The sequence below is a fragment of the Streptomyces sp. NPDC021080 genome, assembly GCF_044333225.1.
Classification (GTDB): Bacteria; Actinomycetota; Actinomycetes; order Streptomycetales; family Streptomycetaceae; genus Streptomyces.
The window spans coordinates 383,770-400,338 of the sequence record NZ_JBIRQM010000007.1; the positions used below are offsets into that span (position 1 = coordinate 383,770).

Annotated in this window: 16 protein-coding genes; 8 read left to right on the top strand and 8 right to left on the bottom strand. The window is 70.6% G+C overall.

Annotated features, from left to right (window positions below; translation table 11 throughout):
* Positions 1-38: 38 nt before the first annotated feature.
* Complete coding sequence (locus ACH4S8_RS19930) at positions 39-578, bottom strand: hypothetical protein (RefSeq protein WP_398395673.1); 540 nt, start codon at positions 576-578, stop codon at positions 39-41.
* A gap of 200 nt (positions 579-778) precedes the next feature.
* Between ACH4S8_RS19930 and ACH4S8_RS19935 the strand changes: the two genes are divergently transcribed.
* Positions 779-1,075: a hypothetical protein gene (locus tag ACH4S8_RS19935; RefSeq protein ID WP_398395675.1), complete on the top strand. Its 297-nt coding sequence runs from the start codon at positions 779-781 to the stop codon at positions 1,073-1,075.
* Here the strand turns inward: ACH4S8_RS19935 and ACH4S8_RS19940 are convergent.
* Positions 975-1,814 (bottom strand): DUF1932 domain-containing protein, encoded by an 840-nt coding sequence (locus tag ACH4S8_RS19940; protein ID WP_398395919.1) that lies wholly within the window; start codon positions 1,812-1,814, stop codon positions 975-977. The genes ACH4S8_RS19935 and ACH4S8_RS19940 overlap by 101 nt on opposite strands.
* Here ACH4S8_RS19940 and ACH4S8_RS19945 point away from each other — a divergent pair.
* Positions 1,725-1,916, top strand: a complete 192-nt coding sequence (locus ACH4S8_RS19945) for an integrase (RefSeq protein ID WP_398395677.1) — start codon at positions 1,725-1,727, stop codon at positions 1,914-1,916. The two genes, ACH4S8_RS19940 and ACH4S8_RS19945, sit on opposite strands and share 90 nt — an antisense overlap.
* 75 nt (positions 1,917-1,991) lie before the next feature.
* Here the strand turns inward: ACH4S8_RS19945 and glnA are convergent, their stop codons facing one another.
* On the bottom strand, positions 1,992-3,353 hold the full coding sequence (gene glnA, locus ACH4S8_RS19950) for a type I glutamate--ammonia ligase (protein WP_037623919.1): 1,362 nt from the start codon (positions 3,351-3,353) through the stop codon (positions 1,992-1,994).
* Between the two features lie 328 nt (positions 3,354-3,681).
* On the opposite strand from glnA, the gene ACH4S8_RS19955 reads away from it, so the two are divergent.
* Both ACH4S8_RS19955 and ACH4S8_RS19960 read left to right on the top strand, forming a co-directional pair.
* Positions 3,682-4,887: a globin domain-containing protein gene (locus ACH4S8_RS19955; protein ID WP_398395680.1), complete on the top strand. Its 1,206-nt coding sequence runs from the start codon at positions 3,682-3,684 to the stop codon at positions 4,885-4,887.
* Between the two features lie 390 nt (positions 4,888-5,277).
* A complete protein-coding gene (locus ACH4S8_RS19960) occupies positions 5,278-6,048 on the top strand; it encodes a DUF4232 domain-containing protein (protein ID WP_398395682.1) in 771 nt (256 codons plus the stop codon).
* A gap of 50 nt (positions 6,049-6,098) precedes the next feature.
* Here ACH4S8_RS19960 and ACH4S8_RS19965 read toward each other — a convergent pair whose 3' ends face one another.
* Positions 6,099-6,533 carry an RrF2 family transcriptional regulator gene (locus tag ACH4S8_RS19965; protein ID WP_398395684.1) on the bottom strand — a complete coding sequence of 145 codons (435 nt, stop codon included), beginning with the start codon at positions 6,531-6,533 and terminating at the stop codon, positions 6,099-6,101.
* A gap of 200 nt (positions 6,534-6,733) precedes the next feature.
* Here ACH4S8_RS19965 and ACH4S8_RS19970 point away from each other — a divergent pair, with 200 nt between their 5' ends.
* Both ACH4S8_RS19970 and ACH4S8_RS19975 read left to right on the top strand, forming a co-directional pair.
* Positions 6,734-7,405, top strand: coding sequence for a DUF3105 domain-containing protein (locus tag ACH4S8_RS19970; protein ID WP_398395686.1), 672 nt, complete (start codon positions 6,734-6,736; stop codon positions 7,403-7,405).
* Positions 7,402-8,043: a DUF305 domain-containing protein gene (locus ACH4S8_RS19975; RefSeq protein WP_398395688.1), complete on the top strand. Its 642-nt coding sequence runs from the start codon at positions 7,402-7,404 to the stop codon at positions 8,041-8,043. The genes ACH4S8_RS19970 and ACH4S8_RS19975 overlap by 4 nt, the downstream gene beginning before the upstream one ends.
* Positions 8,044-8,274: 231 nt before the next feature.
* Here ACH4S8_RS19975 and ACH4S8_RS19980 read toward each other — a convergent pair whose 3' ends face one another.
* On the bottom strand, positions 8,275-8,514 hold the full coding sequence (locus ACH4S8_RS19980) for a sigma factor (protein ID WP_398395690.1): 240 nt from the start codon (positions 8,512-8,514) through the stop codon (positions 8,275-8,277).
* Between the two features lie 302 nt (positions 8,515-8,816).
* Here ACH4S8_RS19980 and ACH4S8_RS19985 point away from each other — a divergent pair, with 302 nt between their 5' ends.
* Positions 8,817-10,775, top strand: a complete 1,959-nt coding sequence (locus tag ACH4S8_RS19985; RefSeq protein ID WP_398395692.1) for a protease pro-enzyme activation domain-containing protein — start codon at positions 8,817-8,819, stop codon at positions 10,773-10,775.
* 177 nt (positions 10,776-10,952) lie between these two features.
* Positions 10,953-13,019: an NAD(+) synthase gene (locus ACH4S8_RS19990; RefSeq protein WP_398395921.1), complete on the top strand. Its 2,067-nt coding sequence runs from the start codon at positions 10,953-10,955 to the stop codon at positions 13,017-13,019.
* Between the two features lie 159 nt (positions 13,020-13,178).
* On the opposite strand, the gene ACH4S8_RS19995 is transcribed toward ACH4S8_RS19990, so the two are convergent.
* The 3 genes from ACH4S8_RS19995 to ACH4S8_RS20005 all read right to left on the bottom strand — a co-directional run bounded on the left by ACH4S8_RS19995 (position 13,179) and on the right by ACH4S8_RS20005 (position 16,460).
* Positions 13,179-14,399, bottom strand: a complete 1,221-nt coding sequence (locus ACH4S8_RS19995; RefSeq protein WP_398395694.1) for an MFS transporter — start codon at positions 14,397-14,399, stop codon at positions 13,179-13,181.
* A 202-nt stretch (positions 14,400-14,601) separates the two neighbouring features.
* Entirely contained in the window at positions 14,602-15,639 is a 1,038-nt protein-coding gene (locus ACH4S8_RS20000) for an endonuclease/exonuclease/phosphatase family protein (protein WP_398395696.1), read from the bottom strand.
* Between the two features lie 200 nt (positions 15,640-15,839).
* On the bottom strand, positions 15,840-16,460 hold the full coding sequence (locus ACH4S8_RS20005; RefSeq protein WP_398395698.1) for a TetR/AcrR family transcriptional regulator: 621 nt from the start codon (positions 16,458-16,460) through the stop codon (positions 15,840-15,842).
* Positions 16,461-16,569 lie beyond the last annotated feature (109 nt).

Consider the following 16,569-nt stretch of genomic DNA (forward strand, 5'->3'; position numbering starts at 1 on the left):
AACGCCCGACCGGGGAGCGTCCGTTCCTCCGGGTCCGGTCAGGGCCGGTCCGTCCCCGGCTGGTGAGGGTTTCCCAGGTGCACCCCGTTCTGGATGTTGGCGACACCCGCCGCGAAGGAGCCCCCCTCCGCCTTCACCGACAGGTCACCGCCCACCGCCAGCCCATAGGCCCCGGCCACCGCGCCACCCGCAGCCTTTGCGGCCTCCTGCACCGCGGACACCGCCGCATCCAGCTCCCGCGCGAAACCGGCGTCCTCATCCGCAGCCCGGGAGACAGCCTCCTCGACCCGCTGCCGGGTCAGAGCACTCGGCTCGTCCTGGCCGACCGCCGCCTCCGCCTCCAGCCGCTCCAGCTCCGGATCGTTGCCCAGTCGCCGGGCCACCACGCCGTGCACGCGGTCCATCGCCCCGTCGAGCGCCAGATCCACCTCGGCATCCGCCCGCCCCGCCACCCGGCGCGCCTTGCGAACCGCCCACGCGAACACATACCCGATCGCGATCTCCACACCCGTCATGCCGCCCCCCTCCACACACACCGAGCGTAGCGAGACGGTGACCACCACGAGCGGCGAACTCATCACTTGGTCAGATGCGCTGGTATTGAATGCCCGGTCCGGCAAGGTACGACATCACCGAGCTATCTAAGATAGTTCGCGATAATCTGTTCTGGTTCGTTGATATTCACACCTTAACGACCGGATTTTCTGGCCGTGTGTACCAGGATCCGCCACTGGCGTCACTCGATCGACTGTTGCTCACCCAATCGACAGGAGGCCCGATGATTGGCGTGCTCGTGACTTTCACGCAGACCGACAAGTTCGATCGTTCAACTCTCGCGAAGATTGCCGACGAACTCCGAGAACCGTTCGAAGGCATGGCCGGCCTTCGTTTCAAGAGCTTCATGCTCGACGAAGACGGCGTTCGGGCAAGGAACTTCTACGTGTGGGATGACGTGGAGAAAGCCCGTGCCTTCTTCACGGAGGAGATCGTCGACAAGGTGACGGGGATCTATGGCGTCCCGCCCAAGATCGAATACCTCGATATCGTGGGGTTCGTCGACAACTCTGGCACCTGATTCTCAAGGAGGCCGCCACACAAAACCCTGCCGTCCGGGCCGTTTTGGACCATCGGGGCAGGCCACAGAACTTTCTGGTCGACAGACCGCAGCAGGCCCGGGGAGTTGACCATGTCGAACCCAGGCACGGACGGACCGTCTTTCCTGAGCGCGCCACGTCGCTCACATGACGTCGCCTTGTGCTGATCGGCTCCGTGAGCGAGCACACCCTGCGGACACTTTGGGTGGCCAATGGTCGTGAATGGGCCGAAGGGCTCCGCAGGCCCGACGTCATTGTGCCGGGCATCGCGGAGGCCATCGAGGTACTACCAGGGACAACGGGCCAGGCCGATTCGCCCTCCGGACCTGAGTGCAGCCCCTCTAGTACGAGAGCAAGATCCGGCGAGGTGTCCTTGAGGCCTGCCCACCGTCTCATCACGGCGGCAGCGGCCAGGTCGGAGGGGAGCCTTGTCTCCTCGAGAGCGCGAGCCGCCTCCTTCGTCTCCGGCGCCCAGCGCCATGACCGAGCGGCGACCTTCGGGAAGTACGCGGTCTCTGCCAGGTAGCTGGTTGTACGGCCTTCGGCGATGTCGAGCAGTTCCGCCTCGACTCCGTGGTCGCCGGCGAGGGCATGGGCGATCGCGGCCGTGGAGGACGACTCTACGCGTCGGTGTTTTTGGACGCGGGCGAGAACGTCAAGGCGCTGAGCACCTACCTGGGGCACACGGACCCCGGCTTCACGCTCCGGGTCTACACGCACCTGCTGCCGAGCAGCGAGGGCCGCGCCCGGCGGGCCGTGGACAGCATGTACGAGGGCGGCGTTTCCGGGGCGGACGGCCCGCAGACGGCCCAGAGGTGGTGAGGACGGCCGCGGGGCCCACGGTCGATGACCGTGGGCCCCGCGTGCCGGACAAGAGAAAACGTCCCTGACCTGCGCTTACAGCACCGGCAGGTTCTTCCGCAGCTCGAACGCGGTGACCTCGCTGCGGTACTCCTCCCACTCGGCCTTCTTGTTGCGCAGGAAGAAGTCGAAGACGTGCTCGCCGAGGGTCTCGGCGACGAGTTCGCTGCGCTGCATGAGGGAGAGGGCCTCGCCGAGGTTCTGCGGGAGGGGCTCGATGCCCATGGCCCGGCGCTCGCCGTCGGAGAGGGCCCAGACGTCGTCGTCGGCGCCCGGCGGGAGTTCGTAGCCCTCCTCGATGCCCTTCAGGCCCGCGGCCAGGAGCAGCGCGTAGGCGAGGTAGGGGTTCGCGCCCGAGTCGATCGAGCGGACCTCGACCCGCGCCGAGCCGGTCTTGCCGGGCTTGTACATCGGCACCCGGACGAGGGCGGAGCGGTTGTTGTGGCCCCAGCAGATGTACGAGGGGGCCTCGCCGCCGGCGCCCGCGGTGCGCTCGGAGCCGCCCCAGATGCGCTTGTAGGAGTTGACCCACTGGTTGGTGACGGCGGAGATCTCCGCCGCGTGCCGCAGCAGGCCCGCGATGAAGGAGCGGCCGACCTTGGAGAGCTGGTACTCCGAGCCGGACTCGTAGAACGCGTTGCGGTCGCCCTCGAAGAGGGAGAGATGGGTGTGCATGCCGCTGCCCGGGTACTCCGAGAACGGCTTCGGCATGAAGGTGGCCTGCACCCCCTGCTCCAGCGCGACCTGCTTCATGATCAGCCGGAAGGTCATGATGTTGTCGGCCGTGGAGAGCGCGTCGGCGTAGCGCAGGTCGATCTCCTGCTGGCCGGGGGCGCCCTCGTGGTGGCTGAACTCGACCGAGATGCCCATCGACTCCAGCATCGTGATGGCCTGGCGGCGGAAGTCCTGGCCGACGTTCTGCGGGGTGTGGTCGAAGTAGCCGGAATTGTCGGCAGGGGTGGGCCGCGAGCCGTCCAGCGGGCGGTCCTTCAGCAGGAAGAACTCGATCTCGGGGTGGGTGTAGAAGGTGAAACCCAGGTCCGAGGTCTTGGCGAGGGCGCGCTTGAGGACGTAGCGCGGGTCCGCGAAGGACGGGGAGCCGTCCGGCATGAGGATGTCGCAGAACATGCGGGCCGTGCCGGGGGCCTCGGCGCGCCAGGGCAGCACCTGGAAGGTGCCCGGGTCCGGCTTGGCGATCATGTCGGACTCGTATACACGGGCGAAGCCCTCGATAGCGGAGCCGTCGAAGCCGATGCCCTCGTCGAAGGCCTGCTCCAGCTCGGCCGGGGCCACGGCCACCGACTTGAGGAAGCCGAGCACGTCCGTGAACCACAGACGTACGAACCGGATGTCACGCTCCTCCAGTGTCCGGAGCACGAACTCCTGCTGCTTGTCCATCTTCCGCTTCCACCCATCCTTGCTGGTCAGGCCGCCTGCTCCCACGCCTCGAAGACGATCGGCGCACCTGAGCATCCCACCACAACACCATTTCATGCGCGTTGCCGACCATGATCGGCCGGGCGGCCTCGGCCTGAACGCCTCGCGTACGGCAGGTGTCCTGCTCTGTCGCACATACTGCCTGCTCACCCCCGCCCCCAGTAAGGGCCTGCCGGCACTCACCCGTCACCCGCGTTTTAATTTGCATCTCAAATGCAAGTTTGATTAGTGTGCGGCTCATGCGGAGGGGTGCAACCCACCGCTCCGGCCCCGGCTTTGAGGAGTCCCGATGCTGTCCGAAGAATCCGCCGTCACCGTCCGCGCGACGCTCCCCGTCGTCGGCGCCGCCATCGGCGAGATCACCGAGCGCTTCTACGCCGGGCTGTTCGCCGCCCACCCCGAGCTGCTCCGCGACCTGTTCAACCGCGGCAACCAGGCCGCGGGCACCCAGCGTCAGGCCCTGGCGGGGTCGATCGCCGCCTTCGCCACCCATCTGGTCGAGCACCCCGACGAGCGGCCCGACGCGATGCTGAGCCGCATCGCCCACAAGCACGCCTCCCTGGGTGTCGCGCCCGAGCAGTACAAGGTCGTGCACGAGCACCTCTTCGCCGCCATCGTCGAGGTGCTCGGCGACGCGGTCACCGCGGAGGTCGCCGCCGCCTGGGACGAGGTGTACTGGCTCATGGCGAACGCCCTGATCGCCATCGAGAGGCGTCTGTACGACGAGAACGCGGACGACGGCGCCCTGCACCCCTGGGTGGTCACCGAGCGCGTCGAGGAGACCGCCGACGTCGCCACCTTCCTGATCCGCCCGGCCGACGGCGCGCCCCTGCCGGACTTCCGCGCGGGCCAGTACGTCTCCGTCGGCGTCGAACTCCCGGACGGCGCCCGCCAGATACGCCAGTACAGCCTCTCCTGCGCGCCCGGCTCCCCGGTGCGCCGGATCAGCGTCAAGCGGGTGCGCGCGGACGAGAGCACCGGGATGCCGAGCCCCGAGGGCGAGGTCTCCACCCATCTGCACGCGCACGTCCGCGAGGGCAGCGTCCTGCAGGTCTCCGCTCCGTACGGCGACCTGGTCCTCGACGACACGGACGCCCCCCTCCTCCTCGCCTCGGCGGGCATCGGGGTCACCCCGATGATCGCCATGCTGGAGCAGCTGACGATCTCCGGCCACAAGGCGCCCGTCACCGTGGTGCACGCCGACCGCTCCCCCGCCGAGCACGCGCTGCGCGCCGACCACGAGGCGTTCGCGGGCAAGCTCGCCGACGCGGAGACCCACTTCTGGTACGAGCGGCCCGAGCCGGGCCACCCCGCCGGGCGGACCGGTCTCGTCGACCTCGCCGATGTGACCGTGCGGCCCGGCACGCACGCCTACCTGTGCGGTCCGCTGCCCTTCATGCGGGCGGTACGGACCCAGCTCCTCGCGAAGGGCGTGCCCGCCTCCGACATCCACTACGAGGTGTTCGGACCGGACCTCTGGCTGGCCCAGGACTAGGGCCGGGACCGGCCCAGGGTCAGGGCCGGGGCCGGGGTGTGCCCGGCGGCCGCGTGCGGACGCGGTCGCCGCGGGGCCGCCCACGGGGAGCGGGGTCCGGTACGCACCGGGCCCCGTTCCCCGTTCCCGGCCCGTTCCCGGCCTGTTCCCGTTCCCGGCCCCGGCCCCGGCCCCGGCCCCGGCCGGGAGACGCCGTGCGGGGCGCCCCCGACCGCAGGCACCCGGTCGGCAGCGCCGTGTGCGCACGGTCACAGGACGGACGTCAGCGGCACGGCAGCACGACGTCAGCGTGACGTGAGCGGCGGACCCAAGACTGATGCATGTCAGCAGTTCAGGCACGGCACGCCGGTGGACCCGGCGCTCGCCGTACGCATCTTCGGGGGATCCATCGTGAGCACCATCCGCAACAAGTCCGTTCTCCTCGCCGCCACGGCCACGACCGCGCTCGCCCTGGCCCTCGGCGCCTGCGGGTCCGACGGATCCGGTACGAGGTCCTCGGCTCCGGAGACGGGCGGCGGCGCGCAGAGCGCCTCTCCGACGGCCTCCGCGGCAGGCACGACCGGCACGACCGGCGCGGCCGGCAGCTCCTCCGCCCGGAAGTCGTCGTCCGGCTCGGGCACGAAGGCGGGCTCCGGCTCCAAGGCGGGCTCGGGGTCGGGAAGCGCCGGGGGCGGCGGCAACGCGACCAGCGACAGCTACGCCTACCGGCACCCGTGCCCGGCCGGGCAGCTCTCGGTGAGCATGACCACCCCGGCCGACGCGGCCGGCCGGCGCGTGATCGCCGTACACAACAACGGCGCGAGCGCCTGCGGGCTGAGCTACTACCCGCAGGTCTACCTGGACGGCGCGAACGCCCAGGGCGGCAAGACCGTCAAGCCGCTGGTCCCCGGCGGGCTCGGCGGAGCCCCCGCCTACCCGGTGTACGCCGGGCGGACCGCCTACGCCGTCATCGACCTCGACCCCAGCGGGGCGACCACCGGCACCGTCTCCGGCATCGACGAGCTGAACGTCCTGGCCGACGGCGACCACATGGCCGACGCCGACACCCGCAACTTCCCGCTCGGGTCGGGCGCGCTCGTGCTGAAGCCGAAGCTCGGCCTGTACCGCTCCACCATCGCGGACGCCGTCGCCTCCATGAAGACCGCGGACACCTCGTCCTGACCCGAAGGCGGTACGGATCCGTCCGGGTCCGTACCGGCCCGTCCGGGCCTCTACGGCCTGCGGGTGATGCCCAGCAGGACGGGCCCGGTCGGTTCGGCGACGACGTCGGCGATGGTCAGCGGGTCCAGTGAGGCGTAGAAGGCCTCCTGAGCCCGCCGCAGGGCGCCCCGCAGCCGGCACGCCGAGACGAGCGGGCACGGCGTGTCGCCCTCGCACTCGACGACGTCGCCCTCTCCCTCGAAGGAGCGCACGATCGTGCCGACGGACTCCCCGCGCCCCTTCTCGGTGAGCGTGAGGCCGCCTCCCCTGCCGCGCCGGGCCTCGAGCAGTCCGCGGTGCTGGAGTTCGGCGACGACCTTGGCGGCGTGCGTGTAGGGGACCTGCATGTCGGCCGCGACCTCGCGCGTGGTGGGCGTCGAGTCGCCGGTGACGGCCAGTCGCATCAGGACGCGAAGGGCCAGGTCGGTGGAGCGCAGCAACCGCATACCCGCCAGGGTAGGTAATGCGCATCCGCGGTTCAAATATTCTTTCGGGGTCCGCATCCCCGTGCGCCCGCCCGCGTCCACCCCTTCTTCGGCCAATCCCGTGAGCAACCCGGGCCATTCCCGTGCCCTCCCTGCCGACGCCCCCTGCTTCCCGATTACGATCGGCGGACCCGCCCGTCCCATCCTCATAAGGACTCACCATGGGTTCCGCCAAGAACACCAGCACCGGATCGCGCAAAGAGCGCATCGAGGAGCTGCGCCGCGCCGAGCGTGCCCGTGAGCGGCGCAACCGGTTCCTCGTGATCGCGGCCAGTACGGTCGTCGTCGCCGGTCTCGTCGCCGGTGGTGTCGCGCTCGCCCGGTCGCAGTCGGACGACGCGAAGAAGAGCACGGCGAGCGACTCCAAGCAGGCTTCGGGGCATTTCGTCACGGGCGCGGACGGGGTGAGGACCTGGAAGGGCACGCTGACGCGCAACCACGTCACGAAGACCGTGACGTACGCGATGGAGCCGCCGGTCGGCGGTGACCACCTCCAGGTCTGGATGAACTGCAACGGCGACGTCTACGCCAAGGCCGTCAACCCCATGAACGCCGTGCACTCCCTGGAGCACGGGGCGGTCTGGGTGACGTACAACAGCAAGGCGTCGAAGGCCGATGTGAAGGCGCTCGAGGCCAAGGTCCGCAAGACCCCGTACACGCTGATGAGCCCGGTCGAGGACCAGAAGGACCCGATCATGATGAGCGCCTGGGGCAAGCAGCGCACGGTGACCGGCGCGAACGACAAGAACGTCGACGCGTTCCTCGCCGAGTTCGTGCAGGGCAAGCAGACCCCCGAGCCGGGCGCGGCCTGCACCAACGGCCTGTCCCAGTGAGGCACGTCGGGTGGGTCGCGGGTGCCGCGGCGGCCGTGCTCGTCGCGGCGGGGGCGATCACGTACGCGGTCGCCGACGGCGACGGCTCCGGCTCCGGCTCCGGCTCCGGGACGCGGACGCCCGCCGCCGACTCCGCGGACGCGGGCTTCGCCCGGGACATGGCGGTCCACCATCAGCAGGCCGTCGAGATGTCGTACATCGTGCGGGACCGCACGAAGAACGTGGAGGTACGGCGTCTCGCGTACGACATCGCGCAGACGCAGGCCAACCAGCGCGGCATGCTGCTCGGTTGGCTCGACCTGTGGGAGCTGCCGAAGGTGTCCTCGGACGCGCCGATGACCTGGATGGGCATGGGTGACATGGCGTCCGGCAAGGACGGCGCGCTGATGCCGGGCATGGCCACGAACGCCGAGATGAAGCGGCTCGGCACGCTCGGCGGGAAGCAGGCGGAGGTCTTCTACCTCCAGCTGATGACCGATCACCACAAGGGCGGTATCCACATGGCCGAGGGCTGTGTCGCCAAGTGCGAGGTCGGCGTGGAGAAGCGGCTCGCGCAGGGCATGGTCGACGCCCAGCAGTCGGAGATCACGATGATGGCCGACATGCTGAAGGCGCGGGGCGCGAAACCGCGCGACTAGGACCTGTCCGGTCGATCACGGCGGAGACGCGGGGGTGAACGGGTGCGGTGCGCCGCACCCGTTCACCCCCGCGCCGTTGCGGTCAACCGCGCCGTTCCGTACCGCACTTCAGGGTGACCCCGGCGGGAACGAGCCGTTCCCGCCGAGCCGGGACGGCCGTGGGTGACGGTGAGCCGGGCCTTGTCCGGACAGCCGATGAAGAGCTGGGTGCGGACGGGCACGGCCGCCGGGTCATGGACGAGGACGACGGTGCCGACGCCACCACGAGACACGGGTGTTGAGCGCGGTCCGGACGATCCACGCGCGGGGTGCGGGATGGCCGCGGCCCCGGGGCCAGGCCGCCCAGTCCCTGGCGAACGCCTCGGCCACGAGATCCTCGGCCGACTGCCGGTCGCCCACCGCGGCGAGGGCCGCCCGCAGGCGGACGCCCCGTCCGTTCCGGTGGAAGTCTTCGAACTCCGGCTGCTTCACACCTTCGACACGCCGCGGGGACTCGATCCGCTCACAGAAGCCCGGCACCCCTTTACAGGACCCCGATCGGGATCGAGGGAAAACCCTTGACTATGAGCGAGGGTGCACGTCAAACCACCCCAAATGATCGCCAGTTGCCGCCACTTGGTCTTTCCTTGGGTTTTTCATTCCCCTGGCATGAACGGTTCACCGTAAGAGTGGCCCCCATCTGTGATCCATTCCTCACGCTCCGGCAGGACGTGGGGCTTTCGCGTGGATCACCGCAACCACTACATGCGACGAATCGCATCGCAGGGGGTTCTATGAGATCCAACCGCGCCACCGCGCGCGCCGGAGTGAGCCTGGCGGCGACCCTGCCCCTGCTCGCCGGCGCGCTGGCGCTCGGCATACCCGCGGCCCACGCCGCGGACGGCCCGAGCCGGGTCACGCTCGCGGGCACCAAGCCCGCGTGGGCCACCGCCCACGCGGACAAGGGAGCGGCTTCCGCCGGCTCCCAGGTCTCGGCCCGGGTGTACTTCGCCGGACGGGACGCCAAGGGGCTGGCGGCGTACGCCAGGTCCGTGTCCGACCCGCACTCGGCTTCGTACGGGAAGTACCTCAGCGCCAAGAAGGCGCAGTCACGTTTCGGTGCCACCAAGGCCCAGGTCGCCGCGGTGAACGCCTGGCTGAAGTCGGCCGGCCTGAAGGTCACCGGAACGACGCAGCACTACGTCTCCGTCACCGGTGACGTGGCCGCCGCCGAGAAGGCGTTCGGCACCAAGCTGCACAACTACACCAAGGGCAACAAGGTGTACCGGGCGCCGTCGAAGACGGCTTCCGCTCCCGCCGCCCTGAACGGCGCCGTCCTGACCGTCACCGGCCTGGACAACGCTCCGCACAAGGCGACGCACTCCGACCAGCTGCCCGGTCCGGGCGCGGTGTTCAAGAACTCCGGTCCGTTCTCGTCGTACTACGGGTCGAACATCGCGAGCACCCTGCCGGACGCGTACGGAACGAAGATCCCGTACGCCGTCCAGGGCTACACCGGCAAGCAGCTGCGCGCGGCGTACGGGGCGGGCAAGCGGACCGGCAAGAACGTGCGTGTCGCCATCACCGACGCGTACGCCTCGCCGACCATCGCCTTCGACGCGGCCACCTACGCCGGAAAGCACGGCGACGCCGCGTACTCCAGCGGTCAGCTCCGTCAGGTGCTGCCCAAGAAGTACACGCTGACCGGGCCGGACGAGTGCGACGCCTCGGGCTGGTACGGCGAGGAGACCCTGGACGTCGAGGCCGTGCACGCGGTCGCGCCGGGCGCGAGCATCACGTACGTGGGTGCCGCCTCCTGCCAGGACGACGATCTGCTCGACTCGCTCAACAAGATCGTCGACGGGCACCTGGCCGACATCGTCTCCAACTCGTGGGGCGACATCGAGGCCAACCAGACCCCGGACCTGGCCGCCGCCTACGACCAGACGTTCCAGTTCGGAGCGGTCGAGGGCATCGGCTTCTACTTCTCCTCCGGTGACAACGGCGACGAGGTCGCCAACACCGGTACGAAGCAGGTCGACACCCCGGCCAACTCGGCGTGGGTGACGGCGGTCGGCGGCACCTCGCTGGCGGTCGGCAAGGGCGACTCGTACCTGTGGGAGACCGGCTGGGGCACCGAGAAGGCCACGCTGTCCACGGACGGCAAGAGCTGGACCGGGTTCCCGGGCGCGTTCACCTCGGGTGCCGGCGGCGGCACCAGCAAGACCGTGGCGGAGCCCTACTACCAGAAGGGTGTCGTCCCGGACGCGCTGGCCAAGGCCAACAACGCGGCGGGCAACCGGGTCGTCCCGGACATCGCGGCGATCGCCGACCCCAACACCGGTTTCAAGGTCGGCCAGACGCAGGCCTTCCCGGACGGGACCGAGCAGTACAGCGAGTACCGCATCGGCGGCACCTCGCTCGCCGCTCCGGTGATCGCGGCCGTCCAGGCCCTCGCCCAGGAGGCGCGCGGCGGCAAGGCGATCGGTTTCGCCAACCCGTCGATCTACGCCAAGGCCGGTTCGAAGTCGTACCACGACGTCACCGACACCCCGGGCGGCAAGCAGTACGCCGTGGCCCGCGTCGACTTCGTCAACGGCTTCGACGCCACGGGCGGCACGGCCACCTCGGTCCGCAGCCTCGGCCAGGACAGCTCGCTGAAGGCGGTCAAGGGCTACGACGACGTCACCGGTGTGGGTTCCCCCGCCCCGGGCTACGTCGAGTCGTACGTCATCACCAAGCGCCACCACTGACGTCCGTTCCACGGCCGTCAGTCGAACGCGCCCGCTCCCTTCGGGGGCGGGCGCGTTCGCGCGTGAGGGCACGCACGGGGCCCCGGACGCGCACGGGACGTACGGTGGCCGGAGCGCCCGGCACGGCCCACCACCCCATCGCGTCGCTCTGACGATTACACTGGCCGGGTGCCTCCTCTGAACTTCCGGTCGCTCTATCAGCACGGCTTCGCACGCGTCGCCGCCTGCACGGGCCACACCGTCATCGCGGACCCGCTCGCCAACGCCGAGGCCGTCCTGCGCCAGGCGCGCAGCTGCGCCGGGGAGGGTGTGGCCGTCGCCGTCTTCCCGGAGATGGGGCTGTGCGGCTACTCGATCGAGGACCTGCTCCTCCAGGACGCGCTCCTCGACCAGGTCGAGGAGGCGCTCGAAACGGTGGTGACGGGGTCGGCCGAGCTCCTGCCGGTCCTGGTGGTGGGCGCGCCGCTGCGCCACCGCAACCGGGTCTACAACTGCGCGGTGATCGTGCACCGCGGCCGGGTCCTCGGTGTCGTGCCCAAGTCGTACCCGCCGAACTACCGCGAGTTCTACGAGCGCCGGCAGATCGCCTCGGGCGACGACGAGCGCGGCGGCACGATCCGGGTCGGCGGGGAGTCCGTGCCGTTCGGCGTGGACCTGCTGTTCGCCGCCGAGGACGTCCCGGGCCTGGTGCTGCACGCGGAGATCTGCGAGGACATGTGGGTGCCGGTGCCGCCGAGCGCCGAGGCGGCCCTGGCGGGCGCCACCGTCCTCGCGAACCTCTCCGGCAGCCCGATCACCGTGGGCCGGGCCGAGGACCGCAAGCTGATGTGCCGTTCGGCGTCCTCACGCTGCGTCGCCGCGTACGTCTACGCGGCGGCCGGCCTCGGCGAGTCGACCACCGACCTGTCGTGGGACGGCCAGACCATGATCTACGAGAACGGGGCGCTGCTGGCCGAGTCCGACCGCTTCCCGCTCGACGACCAGTTCGCCGTGGCGGACGTCGACCTCGACCTGCTGCGGCAGGAGCGGAGCCGGACGGGCAGCTTCGACGACAACCGGCGTACCCACACCGCCCGCACCGCCGATTTCCGGACGGTGTCGTTCCTGCTCGACCCGCCGACCGGCGACCTGGGCCTGCGGCGCCGCATCGAGCGCTTCCCGTTCGTGCCCGCGGACCCCGACCGGCTGGCCCAGGACTGCTACGAGGCCTACAACATCCAGGTCGCGGGGCTCCAGCAGCGGCTCGCGGCGATCGGTGGCCCGAAGGTGGTCATCGGGGTGTCCGGCGGTCTCGACTCGACGCACGCGCTGATCGTCGCCGCCCGCGCGATGGACCGGGCGGGCCGCCCGCGCAGCGACATCCTCGCCTTCACCCTGCCGGGCTTCGCCACCAGCGACCACACCAAGGGCAACGCGCACGAGCTGATGCGCTCCCTCGGCGTCACCGCGGCCGAGCTGGACATCACGCCCACCGCCCGGCTGATGCTGAAGGAGATGGGACACCCCTTCGCCTCCGGCGAGCCGCAGTACGACGTCACCTTCGAGAACGTGCAGGCCGGTCTGCGCACCGACTATCTGTTCCGGCTCGCCAACCAGCGCGACGGCATCGTGCTCGGCACCGGTGACCTCTCGGAGCTGGCGCTCGGCTGGTCCACGTACGGCGTGGGCGACCAGATGAGCCACTACAACGTCAACTCGGGTGTGCCGAAGACGCTGATCCAGCATCTGATCCGCTGGGTCATCGGCACCGGACAGTTCGGCGCGGACACCGGCCGGACGCTCGCCGCGATCCTCGACACGGAGATCAGCCCCGAGCTCGTGCCGGGCGAGGAGCTGCAGTCCACCGAGTCGAAGATCGGCCCGTACGCGCTGCACGACTTCACCCTCTTCCATGTGCTGCGCTACGGCTTCCGGCCCTCGAAGATCGCCTTCCTGGCCTGGCACGCGTGGCACGACCCGGACGCCGGTGCCTGGCCGCCGGGCTTCCCCGAGGCCGAGCGGGTCGCGTACGACCTGCCGGAGATCCGGCGCTGGCTGGACGTGTTCTGCCGCCGCTTCTTCGGGTTCGCGCAGTTCAAGCGCTCGGCCATGCCCAACGGGCCGAAGGTCTCGGCGGGCGGTTCGCTCTCGCCGCGCGGCGACTGGCGCGCGCCGTCGGACGGTTCGGCCCGCGCCTGGCTGCGCGACCTGGCCCGCTTCGACCTCCCGGAAGCGAAGACGCAGGAGACGAAGGCGGAGGCCTGACGGTCCCGGCAGGACAGCGCCTCCGCCGGCCCGGCCCGCATCGACCGCCGAAGGCGGAGGCGAAGGCGAAGGTGAAGGTGAAGGCCTGACGGACCGGCGGCACAGCGCCTCCGTCGGCCCGGCCCCCTTCGGTCTCGTGGAAGCGGTCGGGCCGGCCGTTCAGCGGCGCAGCGCCTCCGGCCGGCCGGGCACGTGGGTGGCGACGACCCGCGCGGACCGGACCGGCCGCTTCGCGCGGCGCAGGTCCACCGCGTAGGCCGCGCCCGCCACCGCGATCCCGAGGACCGCGAGGCCCGCTCCGGCGGTCGCCGGTGCCGTCGCGCCGAAGCCCGCCGCCAGGGCGAGACCGCCGATCCACGCGCCGCCCGCGTTGGCCAGGTTGAACGCGGCCTGGTTGGCGGAGGAGGCGAGGGAGGGCGCGGCGGCGGCCTTCTCCATGACCATGAGCTGCAGGGGCGAGCCGGTGACGAAGGCGGCCGTGCCGAGCAGCACCACCGCGAGCGCGGCGCTCCACTCGGTGCGCATCAGCACCGGGAAGGCCGCCAGTACGGCCACCAGCGAGGCCAGGCCGCCGAACAGGGTGCGGCGCATCGCCTGGTCCGCGAGCCGACCGCCGAGCAGGTTGCCCGCCGTGGCGCCGACCCCGAACAGCGCGAGCAGCGGCGTGACACTGCCCTCGGTGTATCCGGCGGCGTCGGTGAGCATCGGCGCGATGTAGCTGTACGCGGAGAACAGGGCGGCGAAGCCGGCGACCGTCGTGCCGAGGGCGAGCCAGACGGGCAGCGGGCGCAGGGCGGCGAGTTCACCGCGCAGACCGCCGCCGGGGGTGTGTGCGGGGGTCCGCGGGATCAGCAGGAACAGCGCGGCGACGGCGGCCACGCCGATCGCGCTCACCCCGAGGAAGGTGGCCCGCCAGCCCAGGTGCTGTCCCACGAGGGTGGCGGCCGGGACACCGGCGATGTTCGCGACGGTCAGGCCGAGGAACATCAGCGACACGGAGCGGGCCTTGCGCTCGGGCGCGACCAGGCCGGTGGCCACGACGGCGCCGACCCCGAAGAAGGCGCCGTGCGGCAGTCCGCTGAGGAAGCGGGCGGCGAGCAGCCAGTTCTGGTCGGGGGCGAGCGCGGAGAGCGCGTTGCCCGCGACGAAGAGGCCCATCAGGGCGATCAGGACCGTGCGGCGGGACATGCGGGCGGTGGCCGCGGCGAGCAGCGGGGCGCCGACGACGACGCCGAGCGCGTAGGCGGAGACGAGATGCCCGGCGGAGGGGATGGACATGCCGAGGTCGCCGGCGACGTCGGGCAGCAGGCCCATCATGGCGAACTCGGTGGTGCCGATGCCGAAGGCGCCCACGGCGAGGGCGAGCAGGGCCAGAGGCATGAGAGGCCTTTCGAAGGAGCGGGGGCGAGCGGGACTGCGTACCGGCGCGGCTGTCTGCGGGAAGGCGCGCGGGTACGGGCACACCCGCGCACGGGGAGGTGCGCGGGAGCGGTCGGTCGGACACCGGCCTATTAAGTTTAGCCGGTGAACAAAGTCTGCTCGAACCAGTATTCCGGGAGGTTGAAAGGCGATTACGGGAAGGTCAGGACGCGGTGGCGTCCACCTTGACGCGGGCCGCGACCGGGAGGTGGTCGCTGCCGGTGGACGGAAGGGTCCAGGAGGTCACCGGCTCGATGCCCTTGACCATGATCTGGTCGATGCGGGCCATCGGGAACGAGGCCGGCCAGCTGAACCCGAAGCCGCTGCCCACCGCGCCCTGCGTGGAACGCATCTGCGAGGTGACCGCGTTCAGCGCCCGGTCGTTCATCGTGCCGTTGAGGTCACCGAGCAGGACGACCTGCTTCAGGGGCTCGTCGGCGATCGCCTCGCCCAGCGCGTTCGCGCTCTTGTCGCGCTGCCGGGCGGTGAACCCTGCCTTCATCTTCACGCGCACCGAGGGCATATGGGCCACATACACCGCGACGGACCCGGCCGGCGCCGTCACGGTCGCCCGCATGGCGCGGGTCCAGCCCAGCTTGATGTCCACCGGCCGCACGTCACCGAGCGGGTACTTGCTCCACAACCCGACCGTGCCCTGGACCGAGTGGTACTTGTACGTCGACGCGAGCGCCTTCTCGTACACCGGCACCGCCGACGCCGTCAGCTCCTCCAGGGCGAGCACGTCGGCGCCGGAGGCGGCCACGTCCCGGGCGGTGCCGGACGGGTCCGGGTTGTCGGCGTTGACGTTGTGGGTGGCGACGGTCAGATCGCCGCCCGAACCGGTCTTGTCGGTCAGCAGCCCGCCGAAGAGGTTCAGCCAGACCGCGCCGGTCAGCAGCACGGCGATCAGGGCGCTGGCGGACCTGCGCACGAAGGCGAGGACCAGCAGGACCGGGATGAACACCCCGAGCCACGGCAGGAACGTCTCGGTGAGACTGCCGAGGTTGCCGATCCGGTTCGGGATCCGCGCGTGCGTCAGCATCACCAGGGCGAGCAGCAGCGCGAGGGCGGCCAGGATCAGCCCGCGCCGCCAGATGCCGCGGTCCCCGCGCCAGCCGTCGAGCAGGCGCCGGAGCCGGGACTCTCTGCGCTCCGGCCCCCGGCCGTCGCTGCCCGTCTCCGTCATATACGCCTGCGCCATACCGTCGCCTCACAAAATGCCGTGCGCACCTTCTGCCCCTCGACTATGACCCTAGGGGATGTCCGGTGTCGTTCTCGCCGTACAGGACGGCCGTACAGGCAAGGGGACGTACAACTTCGTGCCCGGAGTTCCGCATCCTGGCACGAGGTGCGGCCTCTGTGACGAAACGCGCACATTCATGTCGTCAGAAACGGTTCGTGTCACGGCCGAACGGGGCGCAGGCCCTCCAGGAGCGTGTCGACGATCCGTTCGGCGAGGCCCTCGGGGAGGTCGGTGTCCGGGCGCATGACGGAGCGGACCAGCATGGGGCCGACGAACATGTCGTTGAGCAGCTCGATGTCGACGTCGTCGCGGAGTTCGCCGTTCTCCTGTCCGCGGCGCAGCACCGCGTAGCCCAGTTGGCGTCTGGGCGCCAGGACCGTGGCGTCGTACGCGGCCCACAGTTTGGGGCTGGACTTCATCTGCGCGTAGACGTTGTGCAGGATCGCCGACGAGCGGCTGACCAGACCGCGCCGGCGCAGCGACTCCAGCAGGACGACGAGGTCGTCGCGCAGGCAGACGCCGGGGAGTTCGGGGTCGTCGGGCTCGGCGCCGCGCAGGACGTCGACGAAGAGTTCCTCCTTGCCGCTCCAGCGGCGGTAGATCGTCGCCTTGCCGACTCCGGCGGTGCGCGCGAGGCGCTCGATGGAGATGTCCGCGAGGGGGACCCCGTCCTCCAGGAGCTTCATCACGCCCTCGACGATGGCGCGTTCCACCGCCTCGCTGCGGGGACGTCCCCGACCGGGGCACACCTGCCTGTCTCGGCTGTCCGCGAGGCTCACGTCGAACTCCGTTCCCATCGTTGACCAGGTGTCATTCTCCCCCGTTCACGGCGGCCGCGGGGTACGCGGCTCGACACGCTCACCGTGGGCACCCCGGCGGGGTACCCAC

Coding starts and splice junctions, on each gene's coding strand:
- ACH4S8_RS19930 (WP_398395673.1), bottom strand. CDS start 578: ATGAGTTCGCCGCTCGTGGTGGTCACCGTCTCGCTACGCTCGGTGTGT.
- ACH4S8_RS19935 (WP_398395675.1), top strand. CDS start 779: ATGATTGGCGTGCTCGTGACTTTCACGCAGACCGACAAGTTCGATCGT.
- glnA (WP_037623919.1), bottom strand. CDS start 3,353: ATGGACAAGCAGCAGGAGTTCGTGCTCCGGACACTGGAGGAGCGTGAC.
- ACH4S8_RS19955 (WP_398395680.1), top strand. CDS start 3,682: ATGCTGTCCGAAGAATCCGCCGTCACCGTCCGCGCGACGCTCCCCGTC.
- ACH4S8_RS19965 (WP_398395684.1), bottom strand. CDS start 6,533: ATGCGGTTGCTGCGCTCCACCGACCTGGCCCTTCGCGTCCTGATGCGA.
- ACH4S8_RS19970 (WP_398395686.1), top strand. CDS start 6,734: ATGGGTTCCGCCAAGAACACCAGCACCGGATCGCGCAAAGAGCGCATC.
- ACH4S8_RS19985 (WP_398395692.1), top strand. CDS start 8,817: ATGAGATCCAACCGCGCCACCGCGCGCGCCGGAGTGAGCCTGGCGGCG.
- ACH4S8_RS19995 (WP_398395694.1), bottom strand. CDS start 14,399: ATGCCTCTGGCCCTGCTCGCCCTCGCCGTGGGCGCCTTCGGCATCGGC.
- ACH4S8_RS20000 (WP_398395696.1), bottom strand. CDS start 15,639: ATGGCGCAGGCGTATATGACGGAGACGGGCAGCGACGGCCGGGGGCCG.